The sequence below is a fragment of the Pseudonocardia sp. 73-21 genome, assembly GCF_001899645.1.
Classification (GTDB): Bacteria; Actinomycetota; Actinomycetes; order Mycobacteriales; family Pseudonocardiaceae; genus Pseudonocardia.
Map to the genome: position 1 here is coordinate 1 of NZ_MKVV01000078.1, position 14,511 is coordinate 14,511.

The 14,511-nt window shown below is 68.0% G+C and carries 14 protein-coding genes; 10 read left to right on the top strand and 4 right to left on the bottom strand.

Annotated features, from left to right (window positions below; translation table 11 throughout):
• Positions 1 to 106 precede the first annotated feature (106 nt).
• The 9 genes from BGP03_RS24190 to BGP03_RS24230 all read left to right on the top strand — a co-directional run bounded on the left by BGP03_RS24190 (position 107) and on the right by BGP03_RS24230 (position 8,810).
• Positions 107 to 769 (top strand): group II intron maturase-specific domain-containing protein, encoded by a 663-nt coding sequence (locus BGP03_RS24190; protein ID WP_298800776.1) that lies wholly within the window; start codon positions 107 to 109, stop codon positions 767 to 769.
• Positions 770 to 1,092: 323 nt separating this feature from the next.
• Positions 1,093 to 2,352 (top strand): IS701 family transposase, encoded by a 1,260-nt coding sequence (locus BGP03_RS24195; RefSeq protein ID WP_298800797.1) that lies wholly within the window; start codon positions 1,093 to 1,095, stop codon positions 2,350 to 2,352.
• An 890-nt stretch (positions 2,353 to 3,242) separates the two neighbouring features.
• Positions 3,243 to 3,596, top strand: coding sequence for a hypothetical protein (locus BGP03_RS24200; RefSeq protein ID WP_298800777.1), 354 nt, complete (start codon positions 3,243 to 3,245; stop codon positions 3,594 to 3,596).
• Between the two features lie 21 nt (positions 3,597 to 3,617).
• A complete protein-coding gene (locus BGP03_RS24205; protein WP_298800778.1) occupies positions 3,618 to 4,013 on the top strand; it encodes a hypothetical protein in 396 nt (131 codons plus the stop codon).
• Positions 4,010 to 4,543 carry a hypothetical protein gene (locus BGP03_RS24210; protein WP_298800779.1) on the top strand — a complete coding sequence of 178 codons (534 nt, stop codon included), beginning with the start codon at positions 4,010 to 4,012 and terminating at the stop codon, positions 4,541 to 4,543. The genes BGP03_RS24205 and BGP03_RS24210 overlap by 4 nt, the downstream gene beginning before the upstream one ends.
• Positions 4,498 to 6,165, top strand: a complete 1,668-nt coding sequence (locus BGP03_RS24215) for a hypothetical protein (RefSeq protein ID WP_298800780.1) — start codon at positions 4,498 to 4,500, stop codon at positions 6,163 to 6,165. Before BGP03_RS24210 ends, BGP03_RS24215 begins: the two co-directional genes overlap by 46 nt.
• A gap of 37 nt (positions 6,166 to 6,202) precedes the next feature.
• Positions 6,203 to 6,919, top strand: coding sequence for a sigma-70 family RNA polymerase sigma factor (locus BGP03_RS36065; RefSeq protein WP_363094387.1), 717 nt, complete (start codon positions 6,203 to 6,205; stop codon positions 6,917 to 6,919).
• Between the two features lie 98 nt (positions 6,920 to 7,017).
• Positions 7,018 to 7,767, top strand: a complete 750-nt coding sequence (locus tag BGP03_RS24225; protein WP_298800782.1) for a helix-turn-helix transcriptional regulator — start codon at positions 7,018 to 7,020, stop codon at positions 7,765 to 7,767.
• Between the two features lie 113 nt (positions 7,768 to 7,880).
• Positions 7,881 to 8,810, top strand: a complete 930-nt coding sequence (locus tag BGP03_RS24230; protein ID WP_299737600.1) for a hypothetical protein — start codon at positions 7,881 to 7,883, stop codon at positions 8,808 to 8,810.
• A gap of 127 nt (positions 8,811 to 8,937) precedes the next feature.
• Here the strand turns inward: BGP03_RS24230 and BGP03_RS24235 are convergent, their stop codons facing one another.
• Positions 8,938 to 9,333 carry a hypothetical protein gene (locus tag BGP03_RS24235; protein ID WP_298800784.1) on the bottom strand — a complete coding sequence of 132 codons (396 nt, stop codon included), beginning with the start codon at positions 9,331 to 9,333 and terminating at the stop codon, positions 8,938 to 8,940.
• Between the two features lie 654 nt (positions 9,334 to 9,987).
• On the opposite strand from BGP03_RS24235, the gene BGP03_RS24240 reads away from it, so the two are divergent.
• Positions 9,988 to 10,308: a hypothetical protein gene (locus BGP03_RS24240; RefSeq protein ID WP_298800785.1), complete on the top strand. Its 321-nt coding sequence runs from the start codon at positions 9,988 to 9,990 to the stop codon at positions 10,306 to 10,308.
• Positions 10,309 to 11,550: 1,242 nt separating this feature from the next.
• Here BGP03_RS24240 and BGP03_RS24245 read toward each other — a convergent pair.
• From BGP03_RS24245 to BGP03_RS24255, 3 genes are read right to left on the bottom strand one after another with little or no spacing between them, the layout of a single operon-like run.
• The gene (locus tag BGP03_RS24245; protein ID WP_298800786.1) at positions 11,551 to 12,219 is read right to left on the bottom strand and encodes a response regulator; all 669 of its coding nucleotides are present in this window, start codon (positions 12,217 to 12,219) and stop codon (positions 11,551 to 11,553) included.
• A complete protein-coding gene (locus BGP03_RS24250) occupies positions 12,192 to 13,298 on the bottom strand; it encodes a hypothetical protein (RefSeq protein ID WP_298800787.1) in 1,107 nt (368 codons plus the stop codon). The genes BGP03_RS24245 and BGP03_RS24250 overlap by 28 nt, the downstream gene beginning before the upstream one ends.
• A complete protein-coding gene (locus BGP03_RS24255; protein WP_298800788.1) occupies positions 13,286 to 14,464 on the bottom strand; it encodes an ATP-binding protein in 1,179 nt (392 codons plus the stop codon). The genes BGP03_RS24250 and BGP03_RS24255 overlap by 13 nt, the downstream gene beginning before the upstream one ends.
• Positions 14,465 to 14,511: the final 47 nt, after the last annotated feature.

Below are 14,511 nucleotides of genomic sequence, written 5' to 3' on the forward strand. Positions count from 1 at the left end.
CCCGCCTCAGCGCAGCGACACGACCCCGCTCCCGCGGTCGATCACGCCCTCAGCCGCACTCCATTTCCGGAAGAGCCGCATAACCCAGCACTGCTCATAGGGCGGCGTGGTTTCGCCGTTGCTGGCCAACGTCTATCTGCACCAGGTCGATCGTGCCTGGCAGGAGGACGAGCATGGGGTGCTGGTGCGCTATGCCGACGACGTCGTGGTGATGTGCCGTTCACGGGAGCAGGCCGAGGCCGCGCTGGCGCGGTTGACTGTCCTGTTGGGCGAGCTCGGGCTGGAACCCAAGCTCGCGAAGACCCGCATCGTGCACCTGGTCGAAGGGGGCGAGGGGCTGGACTTCCTCGGCTTCCACAACCGGCTGGTGCGCGGGCGGACTCCCCGCTCAGCACATCTGACTTTCCTCGCCCGTTGGCCCGCACGCAAGGCGTTGCGCCATGCCCGAGACCGGATCCGTTCGATTACGGCCCGGTCGAGGTTGCTGGTGCCGGTCGAGCAGATCGTGGATGAACTGAACCTGTTCCTCCGCGGTTGGGCCGGGTATTTCCGATACGGGAACTCGGCTCTGCTGCTCGGTCAGATCAGGAACTATGCCCTTCGCAGGCTCGCGTTATGGTTGTCGAAACGTGGCAACCGACGCCGAGCATGGGGATGGGGCATGGCCCAAGTGATGCGGTCCCCGAACCACTTGGGTTTGATCAGCCTCGATGGGATCGTCGTCCCGCCCAGGCCAATGCGTGCCTGGAAAGCCGAACGCCGCCGGTGAAGAACGTCGGTAAGCCGTGTGCGGGAGAACCGCATGCACGGTTTGACGGGCGGGGGCTGGAAACGGAGTGTCGACCATGGTCGAAGCGAAAGCTGCCGCGGGGAAACTCTCGGTGGAAGCGCCAAGACCTACCGTCGATAAACGCCACCGCGCCAGTCCCCGACCCTACCACTTCGTGATCGTCGGCGTGGCGGCGTGACGCGGAGCGGCCACCACGTGATCATGCCGGGCTTGTGTGGAGCCAGAATGATCAAGGGGTGGCCGCGGGCCACAGCGTAGAGGGTGTCGATCCGCAGCGGTGGGAGAAGACCGTCGATCGGGTGATGGCCAGGGTCGCCGACGCGTTCACCCGGGCCGAGCCCAGACGCACCGCCCGCGACTACGTGGCGGGGTTGCTGTCGGCCACGGAACGGAAGAACTGCTGGTGGCTGGCCGAACACGCCGGTCACGCCGGCCCGGATGCGATGCAGCGACTGCTGCGCACCGCGAGGTGGGATGCCGCGGAGGTGCGCGACGAAGTGCGTGCGGTGGTTGTGGAGCGCCTGGCCCACCCGGACGGGGTGCTGATCTGCGACGAGACCGGGTTCCTCAAGAAGGGTGTGCACTCCGCCGGGGTCCAGCGCCAGTACACCGGCACCGCCGGGCGGGTGGAGAACGCCCAGGTCGGGGTGTTCCTGTCCTACGCCTCCCGGCACGGGCGGGCGTTGATCGATCGCCGGCTCTACCTGCCGGCCAAGACGTGGTGCGCCGACCGTGACCGCTGCACCGCGGCCGGGATCCCCGAGGACACCGCGTTCGCGACCAAGCCCGCGCTGGCCGCGCAGATGGTCTACGCCGCGCTCGACGCGCAGGTACCGGCGACGTGGGTGACCGCCGATGAGGTCTACGGCGTCAACACCGCCTTCCGCGCCGGGCTGCGAGCCCGCGCTATGGGCTACGTGCTGGCGGTGGCGTGCGACCAGCACGTGAGCACCGGCGCCGGCCGCGTGCGGGTCGACGTCCTGGCCGCCGCGCTGCCCCGACAGGCCTGGCAGCGCCACTCGGCCGGGGACGGCTCGAAGGGCCCCCGCGACTACGACTGCGCCTGGGTCGGGATCAACCCCGACCAGCCCTGGCCTGCCGATGACCGGTGGCTGCTGATCCGTCGCCACCGCCGCACCGGCGAGCTGGCCTTCTACCTGTGCCGGGCGCCCACCCTGGTCGGGCTGGGGCGCCTGGTCCGCGTCGCCGGCACCCGCTGGGCGGTGGAGGAGAGCTTTCAGGCTGGGAAAAGCCAGGTCGGGCTGGACCACTACCAGGTCCGCAGCTGGACCGGCTGGCACCGCCACACCGTGCTGGCCATGCTCGCCCTGGCCGTGCTCACCGTCCTGGTCGCCGACGCCCGCGACGCGACGCCATCACCGCGCGACCGCGAGGGTCGTGAGCTCCTCGAGCTGACCACCAACGAGATCCGCCACCTGCTCAACGTGCTGATCACCAGACCCGCACGACGCCTGATCGACTATCTGAGCTGGTCAACCTGGCGACGAGCCCACCAAGCCCGAGCCCGCCGACTCCACTACCGCCGGCGTTGCGCCGGGTAGATCACGATGTGCGGCTGTCGTACTAACAACCTGCGAGGGAACGACCGTTACGAACGCGTCGGCGAGGGTGACATCTTGTCTGGGGGTCAAGGGGTCGCAGGTTCAAATCCTGTCGTCCCGACGGCCGGAACGGGCGGTTCCCTTCGACGGGGGAGCCGCCCGTTCTGCGTTCTGACCTGCGGTTACTTGCTGGTGCTTGATCACTGAAGTTGATCTATAGTGGATCTTGTCTGATCAGCGATGTGCACGGTTCTGGAGCAAATCTGGAGCACGGCGTCCGCGACGGCGAAATGTGGTCACGGTTTGCTCCAGACTTGTGAGCAGGTTCACATCGGTTCAGCGCAGTTGGGTGTAGATCGCTGTAGCTCGCCTCGTGCGTCGATTCTGCTGGCGAGGTGTTGTCCGGGCCCGGTCAGGGGGTCCGCCGTGGGCTGGTCGTCGTTCTGCGGGCCGCTCAGGGCCTCGGGTTGCGTCCTGCGGCGGTTCTTGGCCGGTGGCGGCGGCCGGTGAGCATGGCCGTGAGTCCTGCCAGGTCGGGCCGCCGCCCGGGCAGGATTCGAACGTGTGCCCCCGGGGCGTCACGCACAGCATCCACAACAACGCCGTCAACGCGATGACCGTCTGATATCTGGTGTGGCCGCGGTCGTTCGGTGGCATCGGAAGGCGAAAACCACGTGATGGGCGCGGGTTGGTGGTGGGTAGCTGGGTAATAGTCGCGGTCCCCGCAACATCGGGGACGGCTCCCAGGCAGTTATGCGCATCGGCCTCTTGCCTCCGCAGCTCCTGTTAGTCCGATTGGGTGACCTTGGGCCTGGAGCTCTTTCACGCGGCGCCGCTGGCTCTCTTACCCAGTGGGTGTGAACCGCATCCAGCACCATGAGGAGGACAGCATGAACGAGCCCATCGGTCCCGGCGTCACGGACCGCGCGACGAGTCCGGTTGGTCCCGCGGCCGGTCACCACGGTGGCGGGCGCGACGCCACGTTCACCGTCACGATCCGCACGCTGGCTGGGCACAGCACCCACGAGCGCGTCCACGCGGCCGACACCGTCGCGGCGCTGACGACGCGGGCGGTCAGCTACTTCGTGGCCCGCCACGAGCTGACCGTCGGTGACTACGCTCTGACGGTGGCGAGGCTGGGCACTACGGCCAACCTCGACCCGACCGGCACGCTGGCCGAGGTCGGCGTCCGCGCGGGCGACGTCCTGGTTCTGATCAACCGTGCTCCGCAGGTCGACGGCTGAGCGATGCTGCATCCTGATGTCTTGGCTGACCTGCTCGATAGCGAGGTCGCGCTCGCACGGAATGCACTCGGTGAGGGCCGGACGGCGGACCTGCAGCGTGACGGTTGCAGCCTGGTCATGACACTGGTTCGCCCGGACGGCAGCTGGCGGCTGCGCCTCGACGGCACCCGCTACGACGCCGAGCCCTTCGACATTGCGTTCGTCGACGACGCAGGCGAGATTCTCCCACTGGAGTCATGGCCGCCTAACTACGCCCACGGTGTCCACCCGGTCCTCGGCAGGCCCTGGGTGTGCGTGTCCGGCACTCGTGGTTTCTACCTGTATGAGGGCCACCACACTGAGCGATGGGACGCGGTGCGTTACACCGCCCGTGCGGACACCCTGCTCGACCGGCTGCTCACCAAGGCGGGAATGTGATCGCCCGCACGCGGCCGGACGCGTCGGTGAGCGCGGCGTCGTCGGCATACTCGGCGCCGCTCGTGCTCAGCGCCGTCGTCCTGGAGCAGGCACGCGCATTTTTCGAGTGCCGTGGCGCCGAGGGCTGCGAAGGCACCGCGATGATCGCCGCCGGGCCGAACGGGGTCCGGCTGGTCGTGCCTGATCAGCGGCCGTCGCGGTCACCGATGGGCGTGTCGGTGCACGTCACGGCGCAGGGGCAGCTCGAGCTGGCTGCCGCCCTGGGTGTCGACGAGCTGTTCGTGTCCAGGATCCACTCCCATCCGGGCGAGGCGTTTCATTCGCCGATCGACGACCGCAACCCCGTGCTGACCTATCGGGGCGCGCTCTCGGTGGTCGTGCCGTACTTCGGCCTAGGGTTGCGGCGTGGTCTGCTGGCCTGCGCCGTCCTGCGCCACGACGGGCAGCGGTGGTGTGACCTGCCGCCGGGCCCCGGACGCGACCTGTGGGTCATCGCCGAGGACACCAACTCCGGAGAAAGAACGCCATGACCACACCGTCCGCGTTCGAGTATGCTCCGGCCGGTCGGGATCCGCGGCTGCGACTGATCGGCCCCGAGATCCCCCCGGATTACGCCGTCGCTGTCCTACACGCCCTCGACGACGTGCGGATCCTGTTCCGGTTCGGGGAGGACTGCCGGGGCGGAGCGGCGGTCGCGGCTGCTGCGGCGGCCGCGCTGTCGACCCGCCTGTTCGGGGACGTGCGTACCGATCGGGATCTGGAACTGCCGCCGAACTGGTGGTTGGTCCGCAGCATCGCCGAGCTGCTCGACCGGACCCGCGCGCTGCGCCCGCCGCCCCTGACCCCGCCCGGGAACACCATCGCGGTCACGATCGGGGCGGCCGGGATCTCGGCTGGCGATTACGGGATCGGTGGTGACGACTGGACCGCCCGGATCGACATCGCTCCGGTCTCGGTGGCTGTCGACAGCCACGGACTCGGCGTACACGCCGCGGCCTGCCTGATGACCGGGCAGCTGCTGCACCGGGTGCTCGGCCCGTTCGGATACCCCGGGGTGGCCTTGCGGGGCCTGTACGCCCTGGACCTGATCACCCACCAGCCGACCGGTTCGCCGGGGTCCGTATCCGAGGCTCGGCCCGTGTGCATGGCTGGCGTCGGCATCACTGAAGTGGGCATTGCCGGGGTGGGTTCGGTCGGCACGAGCACGGCGGCACTGCTCGCGACCGCTCTGGCGCCCGGGTACACAACTGCGCTACCGGCGGCGGTCGCGCGCCCGCGCATCGTCTTGATCGACGCTGACGACTTCGACCCGCAGCGCAACCCGTTCCGGTACCCGGCCTTGATGGGAGGTGAGACCGGCTCCAAGGCAGTCACGATGGCCGAGCGGCTCTGCGGGGCCGGGCTCGTCGCGCTTGCGGCACCACTCCGGGTCGGGCCGTGGGTGGCCGGGCGGGAGCGCCCGGGCTTCGACGGGCTGCTGGTCTCGTCGGTGGACACCCTGTCGGGGCGTCTCGAGGTCGCCGATGTGCTGGCTCGCGACACGCTCTCGATCGGGGTGGCCGGGCTAAGCCTGCATGCCCAACGCGAACCCGTCGCCGCCGTGGACAGGGCATGCCCCTACTGCGACTTCGTCGACGCCGCGCCACCTTCCACACAGGCGGAGGTGCACGCAGCCGGCACCGGCCTGTCGGTGGCGCGGATCCTCGAGTTGCTCGGCCGCGATGACGCGCGACTGACCGCCGCCGATCTCGACCTCGCGGTCGCCGCCGGCCGGGTCCCGGAGGTCCGCCGCCGGCAGCTCGTCGGTGCCCCACTGGCCGACCTCGTCCGGCAGGCCTACGCCGAGGCTGCGCTCGCGGTCCGCACCGGCGCAGGGGCACCGCCGCCCGGAGGGGGCTCGGCCCAGGAGGTGGTCGCGGTTGCCGCACCCCACGTCTCGTGGTTCGCCGGGACGATCGCCGCGGCGGAGACCATCAAGCAGCTGCTGGAGCTGCCGCTGCTCGACGGGCGAGTCGATGTCGACCTCGCCGGCCTGCCGCCCGGCCTCCTGCGCAGGATGCCGCCCGATCCGACCGGAACCTGTCTGTGCCGCTCCGCGGTACGCCGCCGTTGGGCGCAGCGTCTCTACACCGGACCGCTCAGCGCGGCGTGATCCACGTCGGAGCGTCCGGGACGGATCGCATACTGGGATGGTGACTAGCGAGGACCGCGCAGCCCGGGCAGTGCCCGGACGGACGGCCTCACCGACCTCGCCGGCGACGCTCGGGTTCGACGAGAATCCGCCACCGGCACCGGCTGCGCTGTATCGCGATCACGGACTCCACCTGCGTCGGGTCGCTGCCCATGTCCTCGGGGACGCCGCCACTCGAGATGGTGTCGATGAGGTTCTGCAGGGCGTCTTCGGTGAGCTCGTTCGACTCCTCGGTGAGGAGCGGCTTGATGGCGTGCAGAACTGGCGGGCCTACCTGACGACGATGATCCGCAACGCAGCGATCACCCACGGCAGGGTCCTCGCCGAGGAGCGCACCCGGATCCAGCCGCTGGCATCCGACGACAGCCTCAGCGGCGACACCGGCGATCGCGACGACACCGGTGAGCACGGCGACGACGCCCAACCCGGCGCTATTGATACTTTCGGCGCCCGACACGCGACGGGGCCCGACCCGACCGGAGAGGCTGTCCTCGCGAGACTTGTGACCGATCCGGCTCGCCGCGAGGCTGAGCACCGGCTCGATGGTGCGCTCGCGGCGCTCGACGGGCGGGCACGACGGATCATCGAAGGACGCTATCGCGACCGAATGACCAATCAGGCTCTCGGCGACGAACTCGGCATCACCGGCCAGCGCGTCTCCCAGATCCACGACCAGACCCTGCGCCATCTCCGGGAGGTGAGCACCCGACGATGACCCGACTACCGATATCACCGCCAACTCCCCCCACACCGCCTACGGACGGGCGTCTGCAGTCGGGCGCTCCGGACCCGGACGACGGCGCGCTCGGACGGGTGATCCACGCCGTGCTCCACGACGACAGCGACCCATCCGACGCCGGCACCCATGAAGCTGTCCGTGCGCTGCTCAGCGCCGAGGACCAAGCCGTCGTCGACGAGCTCGTCCCGTGGCTGCGCGGCTTGGCCAACCGACCAGGCCCCGCCTCGACCGTCGGCATATCGGCCGCTGAAATCGGGACTGCGCCGGATCCGTCCGAACGTCCGGGGCCGAGGTACGCGCCGGACGACATGCCCGACCCGGCCGCCATGCCGACTCCGAACGAGGATCCGCTCGCGCTCGCGCTCGGTCTTGTGGCCGACCCGGCCCGTCGGATCTCCGCGAGCCGGCTGCGCCGCGCCCGTCAAGCCGTTGGATTGAAGCCGAGCCAGATCGCGAGATACCTCACCGCCCGTGGCTGGTCCGTGTCCACCAACGATGCGCTCGGCTGGGAGACCCGCGACACCGCGTTGACACCCGCCGTTGCCGCCGACCTCGCGCACCTGCTCAGGACAACCCCTGCCGAGCTGATCGAGGTCATTCAGCACGCCGAGCCGGACTGGTACGGCCTGCTCGACGACCCGGAGATCTACGCCGCGCTCAACGACCTCGCAACCGCCCTACAGGCCACCGTGCCGGAGGCGACCGCGCGGCTGAACCGGAGACTGGTAAGCGCGGATCACCGCAACCGGTCGACGATGACCCGACGCGCCCTGCTCGGCGTCATCACCGCGCTGAGCCGCCACCCCACCCTGCTGCCGCCATGACCATGCCGACGATCCGCGGTCACGCCGACCGCATCGTGTCCGCACTCGACCCGGATGTGGCGGATGCACTGCGCCGCCACCCCCACGCCGCGCTGCGGGCCCTCGGAATCACCGTGATCGCCGTCGATGATCTTGGCGGTGATCGACAAGCAGAACTAGGCAATCGAGGTCTGCGAGGCCATGGAGGGTGGTGCGACGGGATGTCGTGGGCAGGCGCCGACGGCATCCTCTACGCGCCCACCCCGGACTCGCGGCGAGAGAACTTCACCGTGCTGCACGAGTACGCCCACCGCCTCGTCCGCCACGACGACGAGGCCCTCGACTGGCTGGCCGACCGCGCCGACCCGGGTGCTGACACCGAACGACTCTGCGACGAGATCGCCTCGATACTCCTGGTCCCCGATGCCGTCATCCACGCCGCGCTCGCCGGTGAACCCCCGACCGGACGCGCCCTGTTTGAGCTGTTCACCAACAACCAGGCCAGCCAGGTCGCCTGCGCGATCGCGCTGTCGCGTCACCTGCCGTGCGCCGGAGCCGTGCTGCTCACCGATCGCGACACCCACACGGTCGCCTTCGCCGCCGTCCGCGGCGACATCGACCCGAGCCCGCGTAACGGCGAACCACTGCACGAGTCGCACCCGCTGCGCCGCATCGCCCCGCGCAGCCAGCTACGCCGGGCCAGCTTCTGGAGCAGACCGTGGGGCGGCGCACGCCACGAGCTATACCTCGACGCCTATGCCACCGAGAAACGCACCTACGCCATCCTCGCGGTCACCGATCTGTGGGAGATCGACGCGCTGCACAGCTCGACACCCCCCGAACCGGACCCAAGCCCACCGCGCCAGCACCGCCGATGCGGCAGCTGCGGTTATACAGGGCCCATGACCGGCTGGCCCTGCCCCCACTGCAACGTGCCGTTCTGCCGGTGCGGAGCTTGCAACTGCGCAAGACGCCACGCCCGGGAACAGAGGTGCACAGGCTGCTTTCTCAACATCCCGGAGAACGATCTGCTCGGTGGCCGCTGCAGCGACTGTCGCAGTTGATCTCCTCCTGCAGGTCCCGTCAGCTCCGCGACATCCCGACCATCCGCCCGACGGCGACCGAACTACCGCAAGCGTCGCCGCGGATGCGGGTCAACGACGACCGCCCTCGACAGCTGCCGATCGGTCATCAGGGCCCACCGGCAGCGATGACAAGGTTGTCCCCGCTGTCGTGGGCGTTCTTGAACGCGATCTCGGAGCAGAACAGGTAGCGCCAGGTGTCGAAGGTGTTCTCGTCGTTGACGAACCGTGCCCATTCCTCGGCGGCGGCGCGTTTGGCCTGGACTTCTGTGCGGGCGACGTTGTTGTCGGACTTGCGTTCGATGAGCCAGTGCGTGCCGTCGGTGTCGATGGCGATGAAGTCGGGGTTGTACTTGCCGCCGGTGTCGAGCTCGATATAGGCAGGGTCGTCGCGTTGCAACCACCAGCTGATCTTGGTGCAACTGTCGAGGATGTTGGCGAGGGTGTACCCGGTGGTCTTCGCGTCGAACGCGACGATGGGCCGGTATTGTGGCGCCGATCTCACGAAATCACCCGGTGGCTGCCCTGCACGCTCATGTCACGCCCGTCACCGGGCCCGCCGCACACCGCCCTGGTGGACACCCCCCCGGGGTCGGGTACGGGTTGCTGGCGCTCGACAGCTGGTGGGCCCGTGGATCGGATGCGGTCCGGGGGACCGGAGGTGTCCGATCCGGAGCTGGTCACGCGGGCAGGTAAAGACGGCGTATTCGCGCTGCAAGCGGTCTGTTTTCCATGGTTAGGTGGTTGCCGCGAGCTCGGCGTCCTTGGTGACTCCGCTGACGGGTGGCCGCGGGAAATCGGGGTTCGGGACATAGATAGCCGCCGAATCGAGGCCCTTGGAGCGGCGGATGGTGCCGATCTTGATGCTAGGGCCGGGTCCTGATCGATTTTGCCTTGGTGGGGGGAGCGGCCGGAATCTTCGCGCCAGCGTGCGGCGCAGCTACGAGTAGAACGACGTTCTTCCGCTGTTCAGTCGTTGAGACGCCTTCTTCGCAAGAGCAACTCCTCAGCCTCGATGTGGAAATGTAGGTCGTTCGCCCGACGCGGCTCGGTCAGACTTCGTCGAAACTACGAGATCTCACCTCGTCACCGTTCTGGAAGGCAATCAATGAACACACCTCTCCCAGTTGCAGCGCTTGTCCGCAGGTGCGTCGGCCTCATGCTGGCGGTGGGCGCGGCGATCGCCGTTGCTGTTGCCGTCGCCGGAACCGCATCTGCTGGAACGAGCGTAACCCACAACAACTACTACAGCTACGCCGGCCTGTACGCCGGTAACCAGGGAACGGGCGGCGTCATCTGGAACGAGTACAACGACCAATCGGTCACGATGCTGTGCTACAGCGATGGCGCGAACGTCACCGACCGCAACTACAGCAATTACAACAGCCCCCGCTGGTTCCGGATCCGCGACGCGGGTGGGCGAGTCGGATACATCCATTCCTCGTACGTCTACTACCAGACCGGCGTTGGACAATGCTGAACCTGTCCCATGTCGGAGGGGGGAAGATGTGAATTCCTTCAACGCCGGTTATCGTCGGGCTCGGTTGGCGTGGAGAGTGCTCTGCGTGCTCCTTGCGACTGCGGCGCTGCCACTCATCGGAACTGGAGTAGCCAATGCTGAAGCGTTCCACACCTCCACGATGAACAAGTCGTGGACGCCGTGGACGACGCCCCACTCACAGGGTGCGCAGTATTGGACGGTCGGCTCCGGCACAACCGTTTCGATGCGGTGCTGGAACACGGGAGTGGAGCGGGACGGCACCAGCAAGTGGTTCTACATCAGGTCGGAGGCCTACCCCTTCACTGAGGGCTACGTTCCGGCCAATTCCGTCAGTAGGCAGTGGCTGAGCAGCCCGCACTGCTGAGCCTCGCGCACCTCTCGGTGGACCGATTGCGCCGCGGCCAACGCGTCGCGATCGGTCCACGCGCAATTCGGTGCGCGCAGGTCTTCGAGTGTCACGAGCGTGGCCGCAAGCCCGGAATCTTCATGAGAGGTCCGGCGTGTCTTGGCCAGATAGACGAAAGTGCCCCGTGATCAGGGAAATTGTGATTGCTAAAGTCGCAGGTTCGTCAAGCGAAGGGGGACTTTCCAGGGTGAGGCTAGAACGACCCGCTCGAAATCACCACAACCGCCGACGGTGAAGGGGGCGGCCTCGCCTACAGGGTCGCGGCTGCTGGCCGACGTCGCCGAACGCACCAGCTTGACCGGGCAGCTGAGCAAGGTACTGGAGGAGGTCCACAAGCCCCCGTTACTCGGAGCAGACCTCAGACAGCGAGACGTAGTTGACCGTCCCCGCCAGGGTGCTGGTCACCGTCTCTCGATCGCTGGTAACGGGGGCAGACTCTGCGCGCCATCGGATGCGCCCTCGTTGGTGGAGTCGGTGATCTGGAGTTCGATCGCTCGATCGGCGCGGGCAGGATCGACGGCTACTCTCACCAGGACGAGCCCTTTCGTCGCCGAGCGCCTACGACAAATTCCGTTAGGCCCTCCGAGCCTGGGCGATCGCAGCGCCGATGTCGCGGTCCGTCTTATCGGAATCGGGCGGCTTCATGCCGACGAGCCGACCGGCGGAACCGTCGACGGCGTGGAGCAGGACGTCACCGGTATCAGAAGCAATGGTTCAGCCCAACCTGACTCCGGCTCCCGACCTGCTACGACGAACGTCCTGACGCTACTGAGCTCTCCCAGGTTTGTGTTCGAGGATCATGGTTTCTTGCGCGTTCAGGGCCGGTCGGCATCTCCCAGCTCGGACAAATCGATCAGTCCGTCCTCGAGCGCGCGTCTCACCATGTCGCTCTTGGAGGGCGCCGGGCGGCCGTGCGCTGCGTACTTTGCCCGTGCGCGGTCGATGTAAGTGTGAATGGTGGCCGGCGCAACGCCCATCGACTTCGCCGCCATCGACTTCGATCGCGACGCGAACCACGCCTTCAGCGCGGTCACCTCCTGGATCGAGAGCGATGGGCCCTGTGGGTCGGAGTTGCCGGCCATGGCCCCGCCCAGGGTGGGCGGCGTGTAGCCCCGGCCGTCGGCGGCGGCGTGGATGGCCGCGATGAGATGCTCGCCGGCTTCGGCCTTGGTGACATAGGCCATCGCGCCATTGTCGAGGCATCGTACGGCCATCGCGTCGTCGGCGATCTGGGTGTAGACGACGACCCGGCGTCCGGCTGCGACTAGCCGCTGCAGGCCATCGAGGGTCGGCAGCCCGGGGGTGAGCTGAAGGTCGAGCACGACGACGTCCGCAGTCCGCGCAAGCCCATGAAAAGCTATGTCGACGGAGGCTCCGTCGACCACGACGTGAATGGGCGGATCGCTCTCGGCGCACCATGCCGCCAGGCCCTTGCGGGCGACTTCGTGATCGTCGATCACGACGAGCGAGATGCGGCGGTCCACCGTGCCTCGATCCAGGTCGTGTCGTCCTCGGAGACGACGAGGTACTCGACGTCAGTGCGTGGAGACGGAGCCACTGGTCCAGTGCCGTCGGCGACGACGTTCACCGATAACGCTTCACCGGTGCCGATGACCGACACCCGAGCCCAGGACCGTGCGCCTGATAGTGCCGCGAGCGGCCCGTCGAGCAGCGCCCGTCGAACCTCAACACTGGGTGCTGACCAGATCCCGACGGTCTCGAACTCGATAAGGAGGCCCTGCCGTTCCGCGACGTCGGCCCCGTGCCGGAGTTCATGGAGAAGTGGATCGTCGCTGAGGTCGGTCTCGGCGAGCATCCGACGCAGGCGCGCCGCCTCGACCGCGCAGTCCCGTTGCACGGCGGGGTCGGTCGGTATTCGGCCGCCGTCGGCCAACCCCTGAAGAAGCGGTTCCACTGCAGCGTCGAGCAGGGCGAGACGGTGCTGACGCGCCGCGTGGCGCGCGGTAGCCACCGCATCCGCAGTCCGGATGGCCGCAGTCTCGGCCTGCGCCCTTTCAGCAAGGGCTGCGATACTACGCAAAGCCACCGAAGCAAGCCCGCACGCCAAGGGAAACCCCACCGTCCCCACGGACCCGGCCACGAGATTAAGAACGAAATCGCGATCAACCGGCAAGGTCAAGACACGAGCCACGGTGACCGCCTCGTGGGCTACGAGGAAGGCGGCCAGCAGCGATATTGGACGGTTGTACAGAAGGATCACACCGATCCACCCGGTCGTGCCGAACGACCAATCGGTCGAGGTGGTCAGGTACTCAGGCCGCAACGTCCACGTCGACAGGATGGACGCTGCGAGCGTGAGCCCCAACGCTGGCCCTCGCAGCCGGCCCCAGTCACGGCGCCGAACCAACAGGACAATTTCGACCGCTAAGAGTCCTAACAGTGTCGCGTACGCTCCGAGCTGAGGCGTCAAGTGATCGTGCGCGGCGAGCTTGCGGGGCAGGCTCGCAGTCAGCAGCACGGTTCCGGCGATCGTCGTGATCGCCAGGCGGAGCCCGTGCAGTAGTTCCTGCGCGGTGATCCCGCGGTGGGTCATCGAGGCCACGTCAACCGGATCCTCGTCCCGCTGCCAGGGGCGGACACGATCTCCGCCGTCCCACCGACCGTTTCGACCCGGGCGATGATCGAGGTTCGGAGGCCTCTGCGCGTCGCTGCGACGTCGGTGGGGTCGAATCCGCATCCGGCGTCGATCACCTCGACGAACACCACCCGGTCCGCGTCTCCGAAGCGCAACTGTGCGCGGGCTGTCGCGGCGTGTCGGGCGACGTTGGTCAGGGCCTCCGCCGCGGCATCGGCGAGCGCACGGGCGACCGTGGACGCGATGTCGAGCGCCTCGGGCCCGGTGACATCGACGGCCAGTGTGCACCTCGCTGCCGCGGCACGCAGTTCCGCACAGAGGTCGACCGGCTCAGGCGGCGCCGCCGTCCGCATCGAATGCAGGACGGCGAGATCGTGACGGGCCCGCTCCCGGATGGCCTCGTCGAGTCCTGCGCCTGGCCGCATTGCGACCATGAGCAGGGTCGTTGCCGCGGTGTCATGCAAGGAATCGGCGGTCAGCCGCTCGTCAGCGCGGACGGAATCGGCAACCTCGAGCTTGAGGCGGGCCGCGTCGGCCTCTGCGCGCATCCCGTCGGCACGGGACGCGGCCCGGGTGATCAAAGAGAACAGCAGCCGTCCGAGCATCGGAATGGCGTTCGACCACACGGCGGTGACGACAGTGTCGACACCCAGAGGGCCGGGCTGGGCCAGGCTGCTACTCACCGCGACGACGGTGCATGCTGCGACACCGGCAGGCACCCCGATCCGCCAACTGGTCGAGTATTGATAGCCCACCGACGCGAAGGTCGTGAAAGGCCTGACCCACGACTTGCCGGAGGCCAACCACGTGGCGGGCGTCAGGTCCGCTGCGACAACCCCGATACAACACACCACCAGCGCATCGACAAACGTCACCCCCCGGACACGACCGCGGATCAAAACGACAAGGTAGATCGCACTCCAGCAGGCCAATCCGGTCATGACTACCAGGGCAGTACCGATCTTCGATGGATCCGCGAGTACCGCGACAACAGCAATCGGGATGATCGTGACGACTCGGATGCCGACCGCGTAGCGCCGGCCGAGCTGTAGAACTCGCTCCACCGCATCCAGGTGCGATCCCACGCCTCGGCCCTCCCGCCTGCCAGCAGAACCATAGCCGCCGACGTCCATCTCGTTACAGTACGAACACGGCCGAACACGGAAATGTGGGTCGTTCG

Bases quoted from the DNA above. Each gene is read 5' to 3' on its own strand.
- BGP03_RS24255 (WP_298800788.1), bottom strand. From the start codon at position 14,464: ATGGACGTCGGCGGCTATGGTTCTGCTGGCAGGCGGGAGGGCCGAGGC.
- BGP03_RS24240 (WP_298800785.1), top strand. From the start codon at position 9,988: ATGCTGGCGGTGGGCGCGGCGATCGCCGTTGCTGTTGCCGTCGCCGGA.
- BGP03_RS36065 (WP_363094387.1), top strand. From the start codon at position 6,203: ATGGTGACTAGCGAGGACCGCGCAGCCCGGGCAGTGCCCGGACGGACG.
- BGP03_RS24200 (WP_298800777.1), top strand. From the start codon at position 3,243: ATGAACGAGCCCATCGGTCCCGGCGTCACGGACCGCGCGACGAGTCCG.
- BGP03_RS24195 (WP_298800797.1), top strand. From the start codon at position 1,093: ATGGCCAGGGTCGCCGACGCGTTCACCCGGGCCGAGCCCAGACGCACC.